The 19,615-nt window shown below is 59.3% G+C and carries 21 protein-coding genes and 1 pseudogene; 12 read left to right on the top strand and 10 right to left on the bottom strand.

Annotation, left to right across the window (positions count from 1 at the left end):
- Window positions 1–257 precede the first annotated feature (257 nt).
- The 6 genes from dctP to BLP10_RS18915 all read left to right on the top strand — a co-directional run bounded on the left by dctP (window position 258) and on the right by BLP10_RS18915 (window position 5,400).
- Window positions 258–1,280 (top strand): TRAP transporter substrate-binding protein DctP, encoded by a 1,023-nt coding sequence (dctP, locus tag BLP10_RS18890; protein WP_091138139.1) that lies wholly within the window; start codon window positions 258–260, stop codon window positions 1,278–1,280.
- A 166-nt stretch (window positions 1,281–1,446) separates the two neighbouring features.
- Window positions 1,447–2,190, top strand: a complete 744-nt coding sequence (locus tag BLP10_RS18895) for an SDR family NAD(P)-dependent oxidoreductase (protein ID WP_091138141.1) — start codon at window positions 1,447–1,449, stop codon at window positions 2,188–2,190.
- Window positions 2,191–2,243: 53 nt separating this feature from the next.
- A complete protein-coding gene (locus BLP10_RS18900) occupies window positions 2,244–2,669 on the top strand; it encodes a cupin domain-containing protein (protein ID WP_091138143.1) in 426 nt (141 codons plus the stop codon).
- Between the two features lie 93 nt (window positions 2,670–2,762).
- Window positions 2,763–3,290 carry a TRAP transporter small permease gene (locus BLP10_RS18905; RefSeq protein ID WP_244510696.1) on the top strand — a complete coding sequence of 176 codons (528 nt, stop codon included), beginning with the start codon at window positions 2,763–2,765 and terminating at the stop codon, window positions 3,288–3,290.
- Window positions 3,291–3,292: 2 nt separating this feature from the next.
- The gene (locus BLP10_RS18910) at window positions 3,293–4,576 is read left to right on the top strand and encodes a TRAP transporter large permease (RefSeq protein ID WP_091138146.1); all 1,284 of its coding nucleotides are present in this window, start codon (window positions 3,293–3,295) and stop codon (window positions 4,574–4,576) included.
- Window positions 4,577–4,590: 14 nt separating this feature from the next.
- Window positions 4,591–5,400, top strand: coding sequence for an IclR family transcriptional regulator (locus BLP10_RS18915; protein WP_091138148.1), 810 nt, complete (start codon window positions 4,591–4,593; stop codon window positions 5,398–5,400).
- 750 nt (window positions 5,401–6,150) lie between these two features.
- Here BLP10_RS18915 and BLP10_RS18920 read toward each other — a convergent pair.
- Window positions 6,151–7,590, bottom strand: a complete 1,440-nt coding sequence (locus BLP10_RS18920; RefSeq protein ID WP_091138151.1) for an IS1182 family transposase — start codon at window positions 7,588–7,590, stop codon at window positions 6,151–6,153.
- 120 nt (window positions 7,591–7,710) lie between these two features.
- Between BLP10_RS18920 and BLP10_RS18925 the strand changes: the two are divergent.
- Window positions 7,711–8,026 (top strand): annotated as a pseudogene (locus BLP10_RS18925) (MFS transporter); the annotation flags it as partial.
- Window positions 8,027–8,031: 5 nt separating this feature from the next.
- On the opposite strand, the gene BLP10_RS18930 reads toward BLP10_RS18925, so the two are convergent.
- The 3 genes from BLP10_RS18930 to wrbA all read right to left on the bottom strand — a co-directional run bounded on the left by BLP10_RS18930 (window position 8,032) and on the right by wrbA (window position 10,318).
- Window positions 8,032–8,391 carry a hypothetical protein gene (locus BLP10_RS18930; protein ID WP_091138156.1) on the bottom strand — a complete coding sequence of 120 codons (360 nt, stop codon included), beginning with the start codon at window positions 8,389–8,391 and terminating at the stop codon, window positions 8,032–8,034.
- 74 nt (window positions 8,392–8,465) lie between these two features.
- Window positions 8,466–9,692: an MFS transporter gene (locus BLP10_RS18935; protein ID WP_091138158.1), complete on the bottom strand. Its 1,227-nt coding sequence runs from the start codon at window positions 9,690–9,692 to the stop codon at window positions 8,466–8,468.
- Window positions 9,692–10,318, bottom strand: a complete 627-nt coding sequence (gene wrbA / locus BLP10_RS18940) for an NAD(P)H:quinone oxidoreductase (RefSeq protein ID WP_091138161.1) — start codon at window positions 10,316–10,318, stop codon at window positions 9,692–9,694. Before wrbA ends, BLP10_RS18935 begins: the two co-directional genes overlap by 1 nt.
- A gap of 104 nt (window positions 10,319–10,422) precedes the next feature.
- Between wrbA and BLP10_RS18945 the strand changes: the two genes are divergently transcribed.
- The 3 genes from BLP10_RS18945 (at window position 10,423) to BLP10_RS18955 (ending at window position 12,581) form a co-directional block, all read left to right on the top strand.
- Window positions 10,423–11,340 (top strand): LysR family transcriptional regulator, encoded by a 918-nt coding sequence (locus tag BLP10_RS18945; RefSeq protein WP_091138164.1) that lies wholly within the window; start codon window positions 10,423–10,425, stop codon window positions 11,338–11,340.
- A gap of 373 nt (window positions 11,341–11,713) precedes the next feature.
- Window positions 11,714–11,989 carry a PepSY domain-containing protein gene (locus BLP10_RS18950; RefSeq protein WP_091138166.1) on the top strand — a complete coding sequence of 92 codons (276 nt, stop codon included), beginning with the start codon at window positions 11,714–11,716 and terminating at the stop codon, window positions 11,987–11,989.
- Window positions 11,990–11,993: 4 nt separating this feature from the next.
- Window positions 11,994–12,581 carry a cytochrome b/b6 domain-containing protein gene (locus BLP10_RS18955; protein ID WP_091138168.1) on the top strand — a complete coding sequence of 196 codons (588 nt, stop codon included), beginning with the start codon at window positions 11,994–11,996 and terminating at the stop codon, window positions 12,579–12,581.
- A gap of 11 nt (window positions 12,582–12,592) precedes the next feature.
- On the opposite strand, the gene BLP10_RS18960 is transcribed toward BLP10_RS18955, so the two are convergent.
- The 3 genes from BLP10_RS18960 to BLP10_RS18970 are packed head-to-tail and all read right to left on the bottom strand — an operon-like array spanning window position 12,593 to window position 14,927.
- The gene (locus tag BLP10_RS18960) at window positions 12,593–13,951 is read right to left on the bottom strand and encodes an ATP-binding protein (RefSeq protein ID WP_091138171.1); all 1,359 of its coding nucleotides are present in this window, start codon (window positions 13,949–13,951) and stop codon (window positions 12,593–12,595) included.
- Complete coding sequence (locus BLP10_RS18965; RefSeq protein ID WP_091138173.1) at window positions 13,948–14,616, bottom strand: response regulator transcription factor; 669 nt, start codon at window positions 14,614–14,616, stop codon at window positions 13,948–13,950. The genes BLP10_RS18960 and BLP10_RS18965 overlap by 4 nt, the downstream gene beginning before the upstream one ends.
- Window positions 14,616–14,927 (bottom strand): PepSY domain-containing protein, encoded by a 312-nt coding sequence (locus BLP10_RS18970; RefSeq protein ID WP_091138176.1) that lies wholly within the window; start codon window positions 14,925–14,927, stop codon window positions 14,616–14,618. Before BLP10_RS18970 ends, BLP10_RS18965 begins: the two co-directional genes overlap by 1 nt.
- Before the next feature lie 131 nt (window positions 14,928–15,058).
- Here BLP10_RS18970 and BLP10_RS18975 point away from each other — a divergent pair, with 131 nt between their 5' ends.
- Together BLP10_RS18975 and BLP10_RS18980 are read left to right on the top strand one after the other, a co-directional pair.
- Entirely contained in the window at window positions 15,059–15,337 is a 279-nt protein-coding gene (locus tag BLP10_RS18975; RefSeq protein WP_091138178.1) for a PepSY domain-containing protein, read from the top strand.
- Window positions 15,338–15,385: 48 nt separating this feature from the next.
- Window positions 15,386–15,871 (top strand): hypothetical protein, encoded by a 486-nt coding sequence (locus BLP10_RS18980; protein WP_091138180.1) that lies wholly within the window; start codon window positions 15,386–15,388, stop codon window positions 15,869–15,871.
- Window positions 15,872–16,052: 181 nt separating this feature from the next.
- Here BLP10_RS18980 and BLP10_RS18985 read toward each other — a convergent pair whose 3' ends face one another.
- The 3 genes from BLP10_RS18985 to BLP10_RS18995 all read right to left on the bottom strand — a co-directional run bounded on the left by BLP10_RS18985 (window position 16,053) and on the right by BLP10_RS18995 (window position 19,100).
- A complete protein-coding gene (locus tag BLP10_RS18985) occupies window positions 16,053–16,862 on the bottom strand; it encodes an MIP/aquaporin family protein (protein ID WP_091138183.1) in 810 nt (269 codons plus the stop codon).
- A complete protein-coding gene (locus BLP10_RS18990; RefSeq protein WP_091138184.1) occupies window positions 16,852–18,168 on the bottom strand; it encodes a family 1 glycosylhydrolase in 1,317 nt (438 codons plus the stop codon). The genes BLP10_RS18985 and BLP10_RS18990 overlap by 11 nt, the downstream gene beginning before the upstream one ends.
- 146 nt (window positions 18,169–18,314) lie before the next feature.
- Window positions 18,315–19,100, bottom strand: coding sequence for an alpha/beta fold hydrolase (locus BLP10_RS18995; RefSeq protein WP_175493974.1), 786 nt, complete (start codon window positions 19,098–19,100; stop codon window positions 18,315–18,317).
- Window positions 19,101–19,615: the final 515 nt, after the last annotated feature.

Below are 19,615 nucleotides of genomic sequence, written 5' to 3' on the forward strand. Positions count from 1 at the left end.
AACCATAAGACTGTGCTCATAAACGTCAAATAATTATCATATTATGCGACTTTGGTATTGAATCTGCTGGCGGGCAGGTCGATGAATCAGTTCGCTTAAATGGCTGTTAGGCCTGTGTTATTACGAGATAATCTTAAGCTGGGCAGGAGGCCGATTGTGAAAAAAGTTAGTTAAGTTCTAATGGCTGTCTATTGACTTGTCTCATAATGCAAGAATTATCTCGGGCGTCGAGAACATAAACTCGGGAGGAGATAATTATGAAGAAATCTACGTGGCTGAATGCAGCTCTCTTGGGCTCCGCCATGACACTTGGCCTTACACTTGGCCTTACAGGCGGTGCATCGGCGCAGGCTATCAAGTTTAGCTACCCTGTAGCGAAGACAAGCACGATGGGCCAGACGGTCGACCATTTCGGTGCCCTGATTGAAAAGAGCACCAATGGCGCTCTCAAAGTCCGTGGCTTCCCCGATGCCCAGCTCGGTAACGAAATCCAATCTGCATCCTCGGCGCAGGGCGGAATCGTCGAGATGGCGGTGACGACGACTGCCGCACTTGCGAGCACGGTCAAGGACTTCGATCTTTTCCAGCTTCCGTTCCAATTCCCGACTTACCAGGAGCTCGATACCGTTCTGCGCGGAAAGACCGCCCGAACGATGCTCGACAAGCTGTCGGCCTCGAACCTAATTGGCCTGTGCTATTGGGATTACGGCTTCCGCAATGTCACGAACAACAAGCGTCCGATCGAGAAGCTAGAGGATATGAATGGCCTCCGGATCCGAACCATTCAGAATGCCGTGTATCTCGACGTTTTGAAGGCGCTTGGCATGAATCCCACGCCGCTGCCGTTCCCCGAGACCTTTACCGCCATTGAAACCGGGGCCATCGACGGGAACGAGGTTGCAAACGACGTGACGCGCGCAACCTCATTCTATGAAGTTCAGAAATACCTGACGGAAACGCGCCACTTCCCGACATCGAGCGTGGTTCTCGTCAGCAAGCGGTTCTGGGACAAGCTCGATACGCAGAAGCAAGACGCCATGCGTGCCGCCTGCGATGAAGCCGCGATCTTCAACCGTAAGGCTATTGAAGCCTCTGACGTCGATACCCGCAAGTTCCTGACCGACAAGGGTATGCAAATCAACAAGATCTCTGACGAAAACATGCAAAAGGTGCGTGAGGCCGTAAAGCCTATCATCGAGCGCGTTACAGCCGGCCTCGATCAGGAGGTCGTGAAGAGCTTTAATGCCGAGCGCGACGCTGCCAAGGCGAAGAGCCAGTAACACGTAGACTATGGCTGCGCTCGCACTGACGAGCGCAGCCGCTCGACTTGATCCTTGTGTTTGTCGGCGATGATGCGGCTCGCTTTCTGCGAGTGCGCCTGTCAGCCAGTGGAACGATTCACTCCTCTGCAAGGCATGAATCCAATAGAAAAGAAAGTGAGCCGCGATGCTGCTGAAAGAGAAGGTTGCGATTGTGACCGGCGCCGGAAACACCCAAGGCATCGGCTTTGCCGCCGCTCGCGCGTTTGCGCGAAACGGCGCATCCGTGATCCTCGTCGATCTCAACAAAGACGGAGTCGAAGCCGCCGCACGTGAGATCGGATCCGATGCGCTTGGGATCGCGGCGGACGTTAGATCCCAAGAGACATCCCAGCAGGTGTATGCCACCGCTATAGAGAGGTTCGGCAAGGTCAATATTCTACTGAACAATGCAGGGATTACCCAGCCGCGCAAAACTGTCGATATCACCCGCGATGAATACGACGCGATCATGGATGTAAACCTGCGCGGCACTCTGATTATGTCGCAGCAGGCACTGCGTGTGATGAAGGCCGGGAGCTCGATCATCTGTATCGCGTCGATCGCTGCACAGCGCGGGGGCGGCCTCATGGGAGGTCCCCATTACGCTGCCTCCAAGGGCGGCGTCCTGGGCCTGGTCAAGGCGATGGCACGGGATGTCGGCCCTGCCGGAATTCGCGTCAATGCGATCAATCCGGGTGTCATCATGTCTCAGATGACCAAGGATTTCTATGACGATGAGCTAACGGCCAGAGTTCTCCCAACGATCCCGCTTGGTCGCTTCGGCACTCCAGATGACGTCGCCGCTGCCTGCTTGTTCCTGGCATCCGATCAATCCGCCTACATCACAGGCTCCTCGATCGATGTGAATGGCGGCATGCACATGAACTGAGAATGCTCTTCGAAGCGCAATGCGCTTGAACGTTGCTATAAAGGAGAAGAATCATGAACACGAAAGTTGTGCCAGTCGTAACCCGCGCTGGTGAGCTCGATTCCAACACTGGTCAATCCGGGGATTGCGTGCGCCGTTCCGGTGTAAGCCCGCAACACACACCAGCGACGAAGATCTGGTTCGGACAGGTCACTAATGAGCCCGGCTTCCGTTCACCTCCTCATCACCATGGTGAGGCCGAAACCGGGGGCTACGTTCTCAAGGGACATGGGCGTATCTATTTCGGAGAAGATTACAAGGAATACGTCGATATGAAGGATGGCGACTTCGTGTTCGTGCCCCCAAACATGCCGCATGTCGAGGCGAACATGAGCGTGACGGAGCCGCTGACTTGGCTGACCTGCCGCACGCCGGACAATATCGTCGTGAACCTCCCGGATGTACCCGACGAAGAGCTGGAAGGCTATCGGAGGCCGTAAGCTCAAACGGGCAATCCCGGCTCGCTCGCCACACCAGAGTGGTTGATGCAGTTCAAAAAGTATTCATGATACTGGTCTGGAGGACGGAAGAAGATGTTGACGAAGGCGATTGACGCTTATTTCGCCCTCTTGAAGGGAATTGTCGTCTTGTGCCTCATGGGCATGGTGGTTCTTGTGTTCGGCAACGTTCTCATGAGGTACATCTTCAATTCGGGGATTACCGTCTCGGAAGAGTTTGCGCGTTGGCTATTCGTCTGGCTGACGTTCATCGGCGCAATTATTGTGCTGCGTGACCACGGCCACCTCGGACTGGATTTTGTGGTCAATAGCCTTCCCAGGCGGCTGCGCCGTATCTGCTTGGTCGTCGGCCATTTGCTGATGATCCTCGCAACTTGGCTCATCATCGACGGTAGCTGGACCCAGGCTTCCGTTAATCTTCACACCTATGCCCCAGCGACAGGTCTATCGATGGGTTTGTTCTTCGGTGTCGGACTGATATTCGGTATCTCTACAATGTTCATATTGGTCTGGCGGCTCTTTTTGATCGCTACGGGCCAGATGGATCGAATGATCGTGATTGATGAGGAAACAGCTGCCGTAACGCAAGGCCTGGAGAAATAGTCATGACGCTGCTTGTCTTCCTCGGCGCCTTGCTCGGCAGCATGTTCATTGGACTGCCCATCGCCTACGCACTGCTCATGACAGGTGTTGCCTTGATGTGGCACTTGGATTTCTTTGATTCTCAAATCGTCGCCCAGAACCTTCTGAATGGCGCGGATAGCTTTCCGCTCATGGCTGTTCCGTTCTTCATGCTCGCGGGCGAGTTGATGAATGCAGGCGGCCTTTCGCGGCGCATTGTCAATTTGGCGCTAGCCGCCGTTGGGCATATCAAAGGCGGTCTGGGATATGTCGGCGTTTTGGCCGCCTGTATCCTTGCAAGCCTGTCCGGCTCCGCCGCAGCCGATGCGGCCGCCCTTTCTGCGATCCTCGTTCCCATGATGGTCAAGGCAGGCCACGACAAAGGGCGCTCTGCCGGTCTGATTGCAGCATCCGGCATTACGGCTCTGATCATTCCGCCTTCCATCGGCTTCATTTTGATTGGCGTGGTCGGGAATATGTCGATTACGAAGCTCTTCATCGCCGGTATTGCTCCCGGCATTTTGATGGGGGCGGTTCTTGCAACAACATGGTACTTCGTCTCTCGCCATGAGAACATCGCCACACCTGCTCGCGTACCAGTCAAGGTCGTGTTGGGTAAAGTTCGGGAGGGAATATGGGCCCTTCTTCTGCCTGTCATCATCCTTGTCGGCTTGCGCTTTGGAGTATTCACACCCACCGAGGCAGGGGTCGTCGCAGCCGTTTATGCTCTGTTCGTCGCATTGTTCGTCTATCGGGAGTTAAGAGTTAAGGACCTCTTCGAGGTGTTTCTCGCAGCTGGAAAAACGACCGCCATGGTCATGTTCCTGGTTGCAGCTGCCCTCGTGTCCAGCTGGATGATTACCATTGCTGGGCTTCCTGACCAGATTACGAACCTTGTCGCCCCATTCGCGAACAACCCGATCCTGCTCATGTTCATCGTGGTCGGCCTTGTGCTCGTCGTCGGATGCGCCATGGACATGGTTCCGATCATTCTTATTCTTATTCCGGTCCTTTTGCCCGCCGTCAGGGACGCCGGTATCGATCCAATCTACTTTGGTGTTGTCTTTATGCTCGCCTGCGCAATCGGACTGCTGACTCCACCTGTCGGTGCGGTTCTCAATGTTGTCGCTGCCGTCTCAAAGGTTAGCCTGCCCCAGGTTATTCGTGGCGTCGGACCATTCATTCTGGCTCAGATCGCAATCCTCATCCTGTTCATCCTCTTTCCAGGGATCATCACCATCCCTGCGACTTGGCTTGGCGGCCAATAGATTGAGATAAGATAATGACAAGTCTCGACAGAATGCTCGAAATTATGAACTATTTTGACGAAGACAATTTGTCGATTGACGTGTCTCGGGCAGCGGACCTGACAGGAACATCGAGGGCGACTGCTTATCGCTATATTCAGTCGCTGACGAAAAGCGGGTTGCTCATGCCCGCGGCGGGAGGGAGCTACGTTCTCGGTTCACGCATCATCGAACTCGAGATGGTGATCCGTGAGAGCGACCCTCTCCTGAGGGCAGCTCGCCGCCTGATCCGGCGTAACTCCGAGGATCTCGATCTCAACATCATGCTGTGCAGCTATTATGGAGACAAAGTCCTCTGTTCTGATTTTGCCTGGCCAGACCGCAGCATAGAGGAAATCTACAAACGTGGCCGGGCCATGCCCATTTTCCGCGGTGCGATGGCGAAGATCATTCTGGCGCACCTGCCTCCGGCACAGCTCAAGAACGTCTACCGATGGAACGAAGAAGAGATCCGTCAGATTGGGTTAGCCACGAACTGGGATGAGTTTCGCAAAGCAATGAGCGTGATGCGAAGTGACGGCTACGCCGTTACATATTCGGAAGTGTTCGAAGGATTGGTGGGTATCGCGGCTCCCGTGAGAGACACGGAGAAGCGCATTTTAGGGAGCGTTGTATTCGTTATCGCCCAGGAACGTTTTGGGAAATTCGTCCCGTCTCAGCTTATTCGAGAAATTTGCAGAATCTCAGCTGAGATTGAGGAAGGAGTTTCGAGATTGACGGGAGGATCTGATGATGCCTCGGTCTATGCAGCTCGACTGAAGCGCCCAGTTGCGACAGAGGCTTGAACTATGTGCATCTATGGGATTTTGCTAGAGGGAATGAGTAGAGGATCGGCAGCTGTCCAGAAATGATAACGTACTGGTAAATAAACAGTACGGAATTGCTCTGTCATCCTCTATACACCTGAAATCATTTCTCACTTAAGGTCAGTAACTAAGCTGCTCGGCTAAGCTCCCCAAACTGTCTAATGAGGAGATGCTTGCCATGATCAAGATGGAGGTCAGCCACAAACTGGTCCGATAATGAGTCTTGAGGATCGGCCGAAGCCTGCCATCTTCTGCCAGCTTCCCCTGCTCACGATTGGACTACCGCTCTTCCGTCGCCCTTTGCATAGCAACAATTCTGATCGTCGCTACGCTCGTACGCAGGTGGCCCAGGTCTCGTAGGAGATAAGTATCATCGCAAGAGCAGCCTAATTCTGCATGCAAGCCGGGGCTCTTTTGTCTCTACTCAGCAACAATTTTGCTGTGACCTTAGTTCTATAGTCCGCGCGAACTGTGCAGTTGGATAACCTTTCTATAATTCATATCAAGCTCGATGTGCAGTTATTGAGGTTTTGTGAAACAAGGAATGTCGGCTTTTGGCACTCCTGAGACGTAAGACCTTGGTCAGCTTTGGCTGGTCCGGGCCGAGGTTCGTTGAGCGGCCGGAATGTGAGCGTCTGACCGAGGTCGTGTGAAAACGTGATTTCGAGCGACATGCGATGGCCGCTGTTTGCGTGTGCAGCCCCAGCCGACATCGGTCTGCAAGAGGGTTCAGACTGCCAGAGACCTCAGCAGAGGCCCGACACCCAGAATGCTGATCATCCGCTTCAGGTTGTAGGCCAGCACGTGCAGGCTCATCTCGGTTTTGACCTTCTCGAGCGTCTTCATCAGGAAATGGGTACTGCCCATCCAGGCCTTGATGGTCCCAAACGGATGCTCCACCGTCTGCCGCCGGATTGTCATGGCCTCAGGCATCCGCTCCAGCCGATCCTGCATCCGGTCAAGCACATCCTCATGCTGCCAGCGCTTCAGCCGTTTGTGCTTGTCAGGCGTGCACCGGGGCTTGAGGGCACAGGCTGAACAGGCGGTCAGATTGCGGTAATGATCGATATTATCCCGGCGGTCTGAGCGCACCTTGCCCTTCGTCAGATGCTGACCCGCCGGGCAGGTGTAGTGGTCATGCTCGGCGTCATAGACGAAGTCCTGCCCGGGAAACAGGCCGCGATTGGTGTTGCCGGAGGTCTGGGTCTTGGGAGCAAAGGGTAGGACACCGCTGCCCTCGCAGGCCAGCACTTCGTCACCGTTGTAGTAACCTCGGTCGGCGAGCACGGTGAGCTCCTCACACGTCATGACATCCCGGGCTTTCTGCCCCATCGCCAGCAGTTGCGTGCGGTCATTGCCGACATTGGTCACCTCATGCGCCACGATGAGATGGTGCTCGGCTTCCACCGCCATCTGCACGTTGTAGCCCACAATGCCGGTGCCCTTGCCGCTGGTGGCCATGGAGCGCGCATCGGGATCCGTCAGAGAGATCTGCTGGTCGGGCGCGGCCTCGACCTGCTGCTGCATCTCCTTCAGAGACTGCATCGACCGGCGCAGGCCCTTGATCTTCTCCTTAAGCCGGCTTGTCCTGGCCTCGGTCTCCTCGCCACCCTGCCGGTCGGCGCGATCCAGAGCGGCCAAGTAGCGGGCGATGCCGGCCTCGACCTGCTCGATGCGCTTGGCCACCTTGGCGGTGGTGAAGTTCTTGTCGCGGTTGTTGACGGCTTTGAACTTGGAGCCGTCGAGAGCGACGACGGCCCGGGTGAACAGGTTGAGCTGGCGGCACAGCACGATGAACTGCGCACACGCCGCGCGGATGGCTGGTCCATTATCGCGGCGGAAATCGGCGATGGTCTTGAAGTCGGGCATCAGCCGGCCGGTGAGCCAGATCAGCTCAAGGTTGCGCTGGGTCTCGCGTTCCAATCTGCGGCTGGAGGGAACGCGATTGAGATAGCCGTAGATGTAGATCTTGAGCAGGGTCGCGGGGTGGTAAGCTGGGCGTCCTGTTGCCTCCGGCACCACCCCGGCAAAGCCGAGGGCCGCCAGGTCCAGTTCGTCCACGAAGGCTTCGACGACGCGCACGGGATTGTCGGGCGCCACATAGTCGTCCAGGCACTCAGGAAGCAGGGTGGCCTGCCGGCGGTCTTCCCCTTCAACGAAACGCTTCATGCTGCCCTCCGCTGATCAAATAGCAGCTTAGCAGATCAACGCGTTTCCACACAGGCTGGACCCAATCCGGACCTTCCCGGATCCGTTCTCTCGTCCAATGGTCCCGTCATTTCGTCTATACCCGACATTCTCGGTGTTAGTCCCGGTCATCGTCCAGTTCACGTTGAGCCTCTACATGGTAATGATCGGCCTGGGCCAGATCATCTTTTGGCCGATTTCCGATCGTGTAGGACGGCGCCCCGTTCTTATCGGAGGCCCGATCCTATTCGCAGCAACATCGTTTAGTCTGGCAACCTCATCGGCCGCCATACCTGTTGTCGCGCTTCGCTTCTTGCAAGCCTTTGGTCCTTCGGCAGTCATGGTGGCCACCTTCGCGGCCGTCCGGGACGTCTATGCCCATCGTTCCGAACGTGTGGTCATCTACGGCCTGTTGACAATGCCCTACAGCCGAAGAAAGCCTGCAAGGCGCGGCGTCAGGGTTGCCCGACCGTCATCGAGCATTGGGCGCATCCGTTCCAGTACCGCCACGCTTGGGTCGCCGTGAATCTGGAACTCCGCAACCACACAATGTTCCATGACCTTGGCGATGTATGGATCGGCAAGCCGCCAGTGCTCGATGACAGCCTCGGAGTCCGGATAGAGCTGATAGCTGGTCGCGAGCATGCGTTGCTCGTCGATGAATGTCTGTACCATCAACTGAGGACCGTTTTTCTCCACGAATTCAACCGCCTCGATAATGGCTCGCTTGAAGGCGTGTAGATGGCCCTCCGTGATCCGCATTGTATTGCGGAACAGGATCATTTCGTCGAATTTTAGCAGACTAGAATTCATCTTGGCCTCCGCCCCAATGGTATAGAGATGATCAAACAGACGCTCTATCGATTGGCTTCCTCTGAGGGACTCTTAGGGGTCGGCTCGTCACTGAAGCTGACGACCAGCACGGCTATGGTGGCAATCAAACCGGAGATCAGGATGATCCCGGCTGCCGCTTTCCACCCGTAAGACGCGATTGCACCACCGATTGTGACAGGACCGATCACCTGGCCGAGATTGCTGCCTTGCATGATAAGCCCGATGACCACAGGGGCGAGCGCAGCGGAGGGCGCCACGAGCGAGGCTGATGAGATCAGAGTGGCTGGGATCAAGCCGCCAACTCCGGAGAACAGAATGCAGAGAGTGAGAGTTGGCGTACCGCCAAAAACCTGCAGGAAGATGCCGATCCCGGTGAGACCCATGATTAGGTACGCCCCAGAGAGGAGTGCAGAGCGACTGGTGCCACGCGCCAGCAGGTAGCCCGCCGCGAGATTCCCGATGATGTTCGCGCCGGTGGCAACGGAACTGAGCAGTCCGGCGGTACCATGCGCGATCTCCATCTGCTCCATCAGCAGCACCGGGAGAAAGCTGAACAGGGCAAAGAACATTAGGCTGTAAGAGGCAAAACACACCGCCAGGAGAACGGGCTCTCGGCTTGTCAGCACGCGTAGCGCATCGGACGCCGCGCTCCTCCAGGAGACTGACACGCGTGCTGGTGCAGCCGGGACAATCGCCAGCCCTGCCACGATGGCTGCTGCCGCCAGACCCGCATTGCCCCACCAGAGCGTCCGCCAGTCGCTGAACAGCGGTCCGGCGAGCATGGCAAGCGCCATGCCGGCTGGCATGAAACAACTCCACAGGGCAAAGGCGAGGTCACGCTGCCCGAGCTGCACCACCCGATGGAGGATGGCAGGACCGGCGACGGTGACCAGAAGAAAGCCGAAGCCTTCCAAGGCCCGCGAGGCCAGAAGTACGGGGAACCCTGGCGCCATTGCGCCGATGACCGTACCCAGAGCGATCACACCAAGACCGAAGATTAGCATCCGGCGATCCCCAGCGCGAGCGACGAGTGTGCCGGCGGGGATCCCGCCGATGAGACCAAGAACGGCAAAGATCCCGGTCAGCCAACCGGCAGCTGCGAGATCAAGGCTCAGGTCTGTCTGCAACAAGGGCGTGGCAATGGCCGCCTTGCCGACCTGCATTGCGGTCACGATGCCAGACCCCACCACCACACTGACAACACCCCAGTGGGTGTTTCGCGGGATCGCTGCGTACGCTGCGATCGTCATCACGCCACCTCCTTCAGCCGCGCAGCGGCCAGGGCGTGAGCGATCTCGGCGACGTGATAGCCCTGAAAGCTCGCTCCCTCTAACTCGTTGGCGCTGGGCTGGCGATCCCCGCCCTTTCCATCATCAGCCAGGGTCGAGGCGCCGTAGGGGGAGCCACCGGTGATCTCGTCCATTCGGCCCTGGCCTTTGAAGGTGTAAGGCAGCCCGACCACCACCATGCCAAGATGCAACAGAACAGTATGGACGGAGAGGATTGTGCTTTCCTGGCCACCATGTTGGCTGCCGGTGGAGGTAAACACGCTGCCCACCTTGCCCACCAGCTTGTCCTCGAACCAGAGGCCGCCGCACTGGTCGAGGAAGTTCTTCATCTGCGAGGCCATGTTGCCGAAGCGCGTGGGCGTGCCAAAGATGATCGCGTCGTAGTCGGGCAGTTCGGCAACGGTCGCGATCTCAGCCGGCTGATCGCGCTTGTATCCCGCTTTCTGAGCGATGTGGTCGGGAACAAGTTCCGGAACGCGCTTGATCACAGCGACGGCTCCCGCATCCCGAGCACCTTGGGCAACGGCTTGGGCCATGGTCTCGATATGGCCGTAGGACGAGTAGTATAGCACTAGCACCTTCGTCATTGAGCTTCCTCTGCTGCTTCTTCGATGAGTTGCAGGGAGGATACGCCTATGCTTGATAAGCGGGAGTGAGATAGGATCGATGGGTTTGATCGACGGAATAGATCATGTTGGATGTGCTGACGCTCGACCAACTGCGAACCTTCGTGACGGTTGCGGACAGCGGAAGTTTCCGCTCAGGCGCTGCGCGGCTGTCCCGGGTCCAGTCTGCGGTCAGCCACGCAATCGCCAACCTTGAGGCTGAACTCAGAGTGGCTTTGTTCGACCGGAGTGGGCATCGGCCGGTGCTGACGCCCGAGGGGCAAGCGCTGCTGGCCAACGCCCGTGACATTCTCCTCAGGGTCGATGCCATGCGGGCACGAGCCCGTGATCTGGGTGAAGGTGTCGAGCTCGAGCTTTCGCTCACGGTTGACACGCTGTTTCCAATCGCAACCATCGGTGCGGCGTTGACGGAGATGCGCGTGGTCTATCCCTCGGTGTCGATCCGACTGGCGGTCGAGCCGCTGGGCGGGCCGATCACGTCGCTGATCGAGAAGCGCAGCGCGCTTGCCATTGTCGTGGGCGAGGATTTCCGTGATCCGCGGATTGCACTCGAAGCTATCTCCTCCATAGAACAGGTCGCTGTGGTCTCACCGGGGCATCCGCTCGGCCTGCGCTCAAAGAATGAGGATGTCGACTTGCCCGATCTTGCCGACCATCTTCAGATTGTTCTGGGCGATCCCACGCCCCTGTCGGAAGGGCGGAGTTTCGGTATTCTGTCACCCCAAACCTGTCGTGTCAGCAGCCAGGACACCAAGCATGCTATGATCCTGGCAGGCCTGGGCTGGGGGCGCCTGCCGTTCTGGCAGGTAGAGCGTGATCTGTATGAAGGGCGCTTGGTGCGTATGGCCACAACGGCGCTCGGCCGGAAGGGGCAGGTGTCCTCTGAGGCGTATATCGCCCACCGCTTGGATGAGCCGCTTGGCCCTGCCGCTCATGTGTTCCGCACAGCATTGGCACAAATGACGGCGGCTCCAGCCAACTAGATGCACACACGTCCTGATCGTGTGCGTAGCGGTTCCCCAGTTGTCGGTGGCTCATTGTCCCGCGCGTCTTGTCTAGACGGCCGAAATGGGCTCAACGCAGGCGCAACCCTGGCGTGCTCACAACGTCGGTTCCTGGTACGCCTGAGACCTAAGCCAGAAGACAGCAATCCTCGTCAAACTTGACGTTCCGAATGCACAGTGAACCTCGGTTCCTGACCCGGCGCGCCTTCGTGGTCCGCGGACCAATCGCTCAGCGATATCGTTGAGGCTGACAGGAAGCTGACACGACGGAACAGCGGGCGGTCAGGGACAATGCGCCATTCTCCAGGTCGATCCAGCGCCGATGAGGCGCGGAGAAACAGGAGACAACCACATGCGCACCATCACGATGATCGCCGCAGCAACCGTCATCCTCGTCGGCGTGTCGGGCACCCAGGCGAGCAGCCTCGGGCGGCCGTGCACCACGATGCCGCAGAGCCAATGGCTTTCGGTCGAAGCCCTCAAGGCCAAGACCGAGGCTATGGGCTACAAGGTTCAGAAGGCCAAGATTTCGAAAGCCTGTGGCGAGATCTACGCGCTCGATCAGAACAACACCCGCACGGAGTTGTTCGTCGATCCTACTTCGGGCGAGATCGTCGCCAAGGAGTGATGGCATGAGCGCGAGCAAACAAACGGTCGAGGCCGCCGGCGCGATGCCGGCGGCCGCCGCCTCCTCATCCCAAGCGAGGACTGTCCGCGTCTGGGATCCGTTCGTCCGCCTCTTCCACTGGAGCCTCGTGGCCCTGTTCGCCGTCGCGTTCGTGACTGGGGGCCAGCTCGAGTGGCTGCACATCCGCATCGGCTACGCCATCGCCGCTCTCGTGGCGCTGCGGATCGTGTGGGGCTTCGTCGGAACCCGCCATGCCCGGTTCAGCGACTTCGTTCGCTCGCCGGGGGAGATTATGGCCTACGCCGGGAAGGCCCTTCGGGTCAGGGCGCCGCGGCATCTCGGGCATAATCCGGCAGGCGGCGCGATGGTCGTAGCCCTGCTCGTCATGATGACCGGCATTGCAGCCACAGGGTTCGCCATGACCACCGATGCGTTCTGGGGCTCCGAGTGGGTCGAGGATCTTCATGAGGGGCTTGTCTACACGACCATCGGGCTCATCATCCTGCACGTGGCGGGCGTCGTCTTCTCCGGCCTGGAGCATGGCGAGAACCTTGTAAAGGCGATGATTACGGGAAGGAAGCAGGCACCCTGAGCCCGCGTTCTTCATGTCGGGTTCGGTAGCCGGACTTCCGCCAGAAGGCCGCCGAGCGATGAGCGCCCCAGGGTGAAGGAGCCGCCAAACGCCTCGACCAGATCGCCGACGATGGCAAGTCCCAGACCCGTGCCGGGGCGGGTCTGGTCCAACCGCCCGCCGCGGGCGAGCACGGTGTCGATCTGATCCTCCGGCACCCCAGGCCCATCGTCCTCGACCCGAAGAACGACCGTATTGCCTTCCTGTCGGCCCTTGATCCTCACCGAGCTGGTGGCCCAGCCAGCTGCGTTCTCAGCCAGATTGCCGAGGATCTCGGCCAAGTCCTGAGCATCTATCCGGACCCTAAGGCCGTCTGTGACATCAAACTCCCAGGACAGCTTGTTCCCCTGGGGAGATCGCCGCAGCACGCCGATCACTTGTTCGACCACAGAGCGGACTGGCTGCACCGGCCCCGATCGCGCGCGAAGGCCGGTCCGGGCCCGCACCAGTTCGCGCTCGACGTGGCGGCGCATTCCGGCCGTGACAGTTTCGATCTCGTCGGCCAAGCGAGTGTTGCCGCGGGTCCTGAGTTCCTTCGCGTCAGCACTGAGAACCGTCAGCGGCGTCTTCAGGCCATGCGCCAGGTCGGCGGCCCGCGCCCGTGCTTGGGCGACGGCCTTTTCCTGTTCGTCGAGCAAATGGTCGACCTCAGCGACGAGCGGGCGAACTTCGGCCGGGAAGGCCGCTCCCAGTCGGTCTGCCTCACCGGAGCGCACCTTGGCAAGACGGCGGCGCACGGCATCGAGCGGACGCAGGCCAACACTGACCTGGATCCACGCGGCGGCAATCAGGACGGCTGCTAGAAGAGCCAGAGACGGGAGAAGATCGGAGGCAAAAGCGAGGCCGGCGGCATGGACCTCCGCGCGGTCGATGGCCACCACGGCGCGGATCGTTCCGCCTCCGACGCTTGCCGGCAGAGAGATCCGGCGCTCTACCGCCAGCAGCGAGGCACCGCCAGGGCCGGGGATCGTATGCTGGTGGACCTCTCCGGCTGCCGGCACGTCAGGCGGCAGTGGCAGTGTGGCGTCCCAGAGCGAGCGCGACCGCAGCACGGTGTTGGTTACATCGTCGGCAATCTGCCAATAGAGCCCGCTCAAGGGTTGGAGGAATCGCGGCTCCGCCGGTGGCACGCCGACGCCGGGCGTGCCGTCCGCAGTCCGGGCGAGGCTGCTCACAAGCTGATTGAGATGCGAGCCCAGCTCGGCCGCCATGCGCCGTTCCACATGCCGCTCGAACAGTAGCAGCAGGCCGAAGCCCGCAATCGCGAGAGCAACGAGGATGGAGGCCGCCCCGGCAGCGAGAAGGCGCAGCCTGAGCGAGCCCTGCCTCATGTCGGCGCAGGCTCAGGCACGAGATAGCCGAAGCCGCGGCGGGTCTCGATGAGGTCGACGCCGAGCTTTCGGCGCAGGCGCCCGACGAGCACCTCCAGCGCGTTGGGGTCGCGGTCATGGTCGTGCGCGTAGAGGTGCTCCATCAGCTCCGTCGGCGGAATCACCCGCCCGGCATGGTGCATCAGATAGCTCAGGCAGCGGTATTCCAACGGCGAGAGATTGAGCGGCACGTCGTCAACCGTGACCCGCATCTTGCGGGTGTCAAGCATGACAGGACCAGACACGAGGACTGGCGCGGAGCGGCCGGCGGCACGGCGCAGGAGGGCGCGCACCCGGGCCAGCAGTTCCTCCATCGCGAACGGCTTGGCAAGGTAGTCGTCGGCGCCCGCATCGATGCCCTCGACCCGCTCAGCCCAGGCACCGCGTGCGGTTAGGATCAGCACCGGGAGGTCTCGCGCCGCCGCCCGCCACTTCCGGAGTACGCCAAGGCCGTCCATCTTCGGTAGGCCGAGATCGAGGACGGCGAGGTCATAGTCTTCCGTGTCGCCGAGGAACCAAGCCTCTTCACCGTCGGCCACATGATCGACGGCGTAGCCCGCGTCCGTCAGGACGGCTTCCACCTTGCGGGCGATGCGGGGATCATCCTCGACGAGAAGAATGCGCATCAGTGTCCCTCCCGCTTGAGGATCGCGGCCGTGGCGGCGTCGACATAGACCTCCCACAGCCGTCCGGTCAGATCGATCACCTTGAACTCGTAGATCCAGCGGTCGCGCTTGCGGTCGAACTCCACACCGACGACCTCGCCGCCAAGGTCGGAGCGCACCCGCGTCAGGATATCGGCGAGGGCGAGCGCCTCGCCCCGCTCGACAGCACGGCGGGCAAGATCGGAGTCGCGCTCGCGATCAGCCCAGACGGCGGACGGCAGCAGGGCTGCGACGAGGCCGAGAATGATGATGGTTCGGCGGGTCGTGATCATGGGGCAAGGATGCCTCCGCGCACCTGACAATTCGCTGACATGGATCAACAGTCGGCCGAAAGCGCCAGGTCGCTAATGTCATTCCTATCGATCCGGACACGCCAATCGGATCAGGACAACAGGAGACTGACATGCGCACGATCATCATGACATCGACCCTTCTCATGGCAGGGCTTGCCGTCCCGGCATTGGCCGATGGCTCCTACCGCCGCTGTACCCCCCGTGACGATGGCCGCATCGTCGCCGCAAGCGAGGTGAGCAAGGAGCTCGAAGCCTTCGGGTACCGTGTTGACCGGCTCAAGGCCGAACACGGGTGCTACGAGGTTCGAGCGGTGAACGACAGCGGCTTCCCGATCAAGGCCGTCTACACCCAGGCCACGGGCGAACTCGTCCAAGCGCGGCTTCGCTGACCGGCAACACAAACCAGCCCATCGAGCAACGAAACAGGAGTTCCAATCATGGCTACGAAGAAAACGCTTATTGCGGCTTTGGTCGCACTCGGCCTGACAGCAGGTTTCGCCGGGACCGTTTACTCCGCCGCTCCGCATGCACACGACGGGCACGGGGCATCTGCCATGGAACTGAGGCTCAACAAGGGTCAGAAGTGGCAGACGGACGAGGCCCTGAGGACCGGGATGAGCCGGATCCGCGAAGCGCTCGATACCGCCCTGCCGCAGATCCATGCAGGCCGGTACAGCGCGACTGAGTTCTCCGCGCTTGCAGATCGGATCCAGGAGCAGGTCGACTACGTGGTGTCAAACTGCAAGCTGCCAGAGGCGGCAGACCTCCAGCTTCATGTGGCACTGACTCAGGTTCTGGACGGCATCAACGCCATGAAGGAAGAGGGTCAGCAGGAGCAAGGCGCGGTCGCCACTGTGTTGGCCCTGAACGCTTATGGCGACCACTTCGACCACCCTGGTTGGAGGCCGCTGGGGCATCGATGATGGAGAAGAGGTCGGAGTATCAATCTCCGGTAAGGCTCCTAAGCACCTATGACGAACGTCGGCTCCTGACATAGGGCTGAACTTAACCGTACTTCTGCACTCGTCGGGCAAGCTGACGTTCAGATGGACAAGCCTAACGGCTCAGATTGACCTTGAGCGGACTGTTTCTGCCGGAACGCTGTCAAACCTCAATGTTAAAATGGAATAATCGCGCGACCGTGACACGAGGAAGACGCACAGCCACAATGCGTACGACGCCGGCATACAGGAGAGCCCCAGGAGAGGGCCCTACGATGTAGATCCATGGGTCCATCGAGACTCTAGCGATTAAGGCGGGTCCGAATGATCGAGCCGGGTTTGCACTGGCTCCGGAGAGGGGAGCCTCCAGCCATACCAACACCGAGAGCACAGCCGGCAAGGCCAACGGGGTGAAACTACGGGTACGTGGATGTGCCGCCATGGTGAAAACTGCCAGGATGAGAAAAAAGGTCACTCCTGTCTCCCCTAGGGTAGCGGCCCAGATGGGAACATCAGTCCCCGGCTGCGTCGCACCAAACGCCACGCTTCGTCCCATGCGTCCCCAGCCCAGAAGAGGCCAAGCTCCGATAACGCTGCCGGCGAACTGAGCCAAGACGTAAAAGGCAGCATCACGCCACGAGAGCTTGCCCTCCAGCCAGAATGCGATCGTCACCGCAGGATTGATATGTGCGCCGCTGATGCGGCCGATCGGCGAAACAGCGATCAGCGCGCCGACCGAGCCGAACAAGCCGCCGGTTAGAAACAGGCGCCAGCCTTCGCTTGGGATCAGCCTTTCTCCCGGACTGCCTTGCCCAAACATGAGAATGACCACTGACACGCCGACCAAAACCAGAAGGGCCGTACCGATGAACTCTGCCGCGTACAGGTCAGGGTGCAGCCGCGCTGGCGGCAAGGGAAAGCCATGCAGAGGTCTGTCTCCGGCAGATGGCGAAGACGCGCATTCAGCCGGCATGATCCGTCATGGTTGGCGATGCCGGAGCCGCATTCCTCAGGTTTCGGGCCGCTTCCTGCTGAGAGAGCGCATGCGCGCTTTCAAATTGGCTCGGTCGAACGATCGGAACGGTAAGACAGACGCTTTGTGTCGGCAGAACTCTGCGCCATCTCTGAATCAGGAGTTGATAGGCTTTCCCGACTGGCCGGATGTTCCGATCCAAATCATAAAGGCCGCGGGCGTTCGCCCGGCCGTTCTCCTCCCGCAGGGCTGTATCCCAGTCGACCTGATCCGTCAGCGAGTACCAAGTGAATCCAACGATCGGAACGCCGCTGTTGCGCACTCGCATGACATTTGCCCACTCTTTCCTGAGCCAAGTCACGGCCTCGTCGCCGTTGGTGTCTTGAGCCAGATTCGTCTCCGTGTGCATGACGGGAAGACGGTAGCGCTCGTAATATTGCCGGGTGATCTCTGCATATCCGAAGATCTCGCCGGCAGACCATGTGCGCCCGTCAGAAGCGACACGGTGTTCGTTCGTCACGTAGTAATCGTTGCCCATGATGCAGTGCTGCCGCAGGCGATGTGTCATGAAGAACTGGTATTCGTCGCGTGTCATGCCATTGTCGAGGAGAAACTGATACATTTCGGAATCGACGCGGCGGCCATAATTGAGATCCAGCGACAGGAACCGACGCGCATTCATGATCTCTGCGTTGCCGATCGCATCCGGCTCGTCGGCATGGAAATATTCAGATGACTCGCTCTGAATAAAGATCGCGTCAGGGCGGATCTTGAGAATAGCAGCCATCGCTAGAATATTCGCCTTCACGATGTGCTTGAGCGCCATCACGAAGGCCGTGTCACTGCTCAACTGCTCGTTCCACCAGCCATAGGCGGCCGAGAAGGTAGCGCAGATGAACATCTCGTTCACAGGCGTGTAGAGCTGCACCCAGAGAAAGCGCTGTGCGAAGGCGGTCGCGTACTCTGCAAACAAAGTTGGAAAGTCCGGGTTCTGGAAGTTGCCGATCCAGTCCGGAACCCCGAAATGGCAGAGATCGACAATTGGGACGATGTCCATCGTCTTCAAAACGCCAAAGGTCTGATCCGGGAAGCTCCAATCATACAGTCCCTGGTTCAGCCAGACACGGTGGATCGGTGGGCCATAGCGCAGGTAGCGGATGTCGAGTTCCTGAAGGAGTTCAAAATCCCTCCTCCAGTGCTTGTAATGGCCGCATTTGTCCATCTCGTCGACACGGACGGTGCCATTCTTGATCGTTGGATAGCTGTTCTCGATGCCGGTCGCGAACATAAACCAGGGCGCTGCCATATCAGGCCTCCAAAGGGGTCACAAGGCACCCTTGAGCAAGGCGGTCGGGTCGATTGCCCGGCCTATGCAAATCGATTGGCCTTTGAGAGAAGCATAAGGTGCCGACACACCCCGAAAAGATGCGAAGAATCCGGGCGCCCGCTTTCCTACGGCGTAGCTCTCATCGCGCCACGGCACTGTTCTGTGACGAAGGTGCGGATGTTGTCTGAAACTTCCTTTGCGGCCTCGAACGGGAGAAGGTGCCCGGCGCCTGCAATTTCGGTACGAGAGGCATTGGCGAGTCGGGGCATGACCTCGGTTGCGATGACGGCAGGCGCGATGACGGGGTCTTCGCTCCCGCCCATAACCAGAACCGGGCAGGCCACCCGCTCAGTCTGAGCCGTGATGGTCTCGCGACTGCCCTCGGCAAGCCACCAGTGCCAAGCCTCGGCCGAAGTCATCAGATTGTCTGCGATGCAAATATCGGTGTCCTCCGCCGGGATCAACCGCCGCGTGATCATGCGTAGGGTTTGCTCCGCCGAGGCTCGGGTACCATGATTCGCCAGCAGGCGCGCACGCTCCGTCTCGTCCATCGGCTCAGGTGAGGGTGGTGAGGGAGCCACCAAGACGACGCCGACAAGTCCCGGAGGTGGATCGGCCGCGCAGGCGAGCGCCAGCTTGCCGCCCATGGAATGGCCGACGAGAACGTAAGTACCAAGGCGACGGCTCGCGATGTGCTGCGCGATCGTTCTACCGACCGCATCCACACTGAAGGCAGACATCGGTGGCGAGCGGCCGAAACCGGGAAGATCGACGCACAAGCACCTGTAGGCGCGCGACAAATTCCCGGCCACATGAACCCAGGACCGTAGGGAGCCGGCGAAATAGTGCAGAAACACCAAGGCCGGCGATCCGACACCCTGGTCTTCATCATGAAGGATGAGCGCGTTCATATTCTCGCCATCGGCCGGGTACTCCCTCATGGTTACGTGACTCGCGCTCAGAGACGCCGGGTACCGGCCCCTCCACCTGATTTATGTCGCCCAGGTGCGGCTGCGCAGTGACCCATCGCTCCTTGGCCAATGACTACTTCACGAAGGCCAAACAGATATTGACGGCGGCAATGCAATGCCATCTCCGCAATGGGCAACCTATCGGTTCGGGTGAACCCATCTTAGCAGAAGTTGTCTCTCAGGGTTAAAAGAGGCTTGAACCTATCCGAAATTGTCAGGATCTACAGCTGCTAAAGTCTGTGGGTGACATCAGGCTGACCTTAGTTATACTTCCACACTGCGTGGACAAGCAGACCTTTCAGAGCCATCGGCGACCTTCTTGGGGTGACCCAGAGTCGCTCTTGTGCGATAGCAGTCCAGCGAGCTGGGCTAATCGGATGCTCTAAGTGGTGGCTCACCGCGTGTTCAAGGAATCCTGGCTATGCATCAACGTAAGATGAGCTCCGACGGTTTCG

Origin of the sequence: Microvirga guangxiensis (genome assembly GCF_900102135.1) — a bacterium.
Classification (GTDB): domain Bacteria; phylum Pseudomonadota; class Alphaproteobacteria; order Rhizobiales; family Beijerinckiaceae; genus Microvirga; species Microvirga guangxiensis.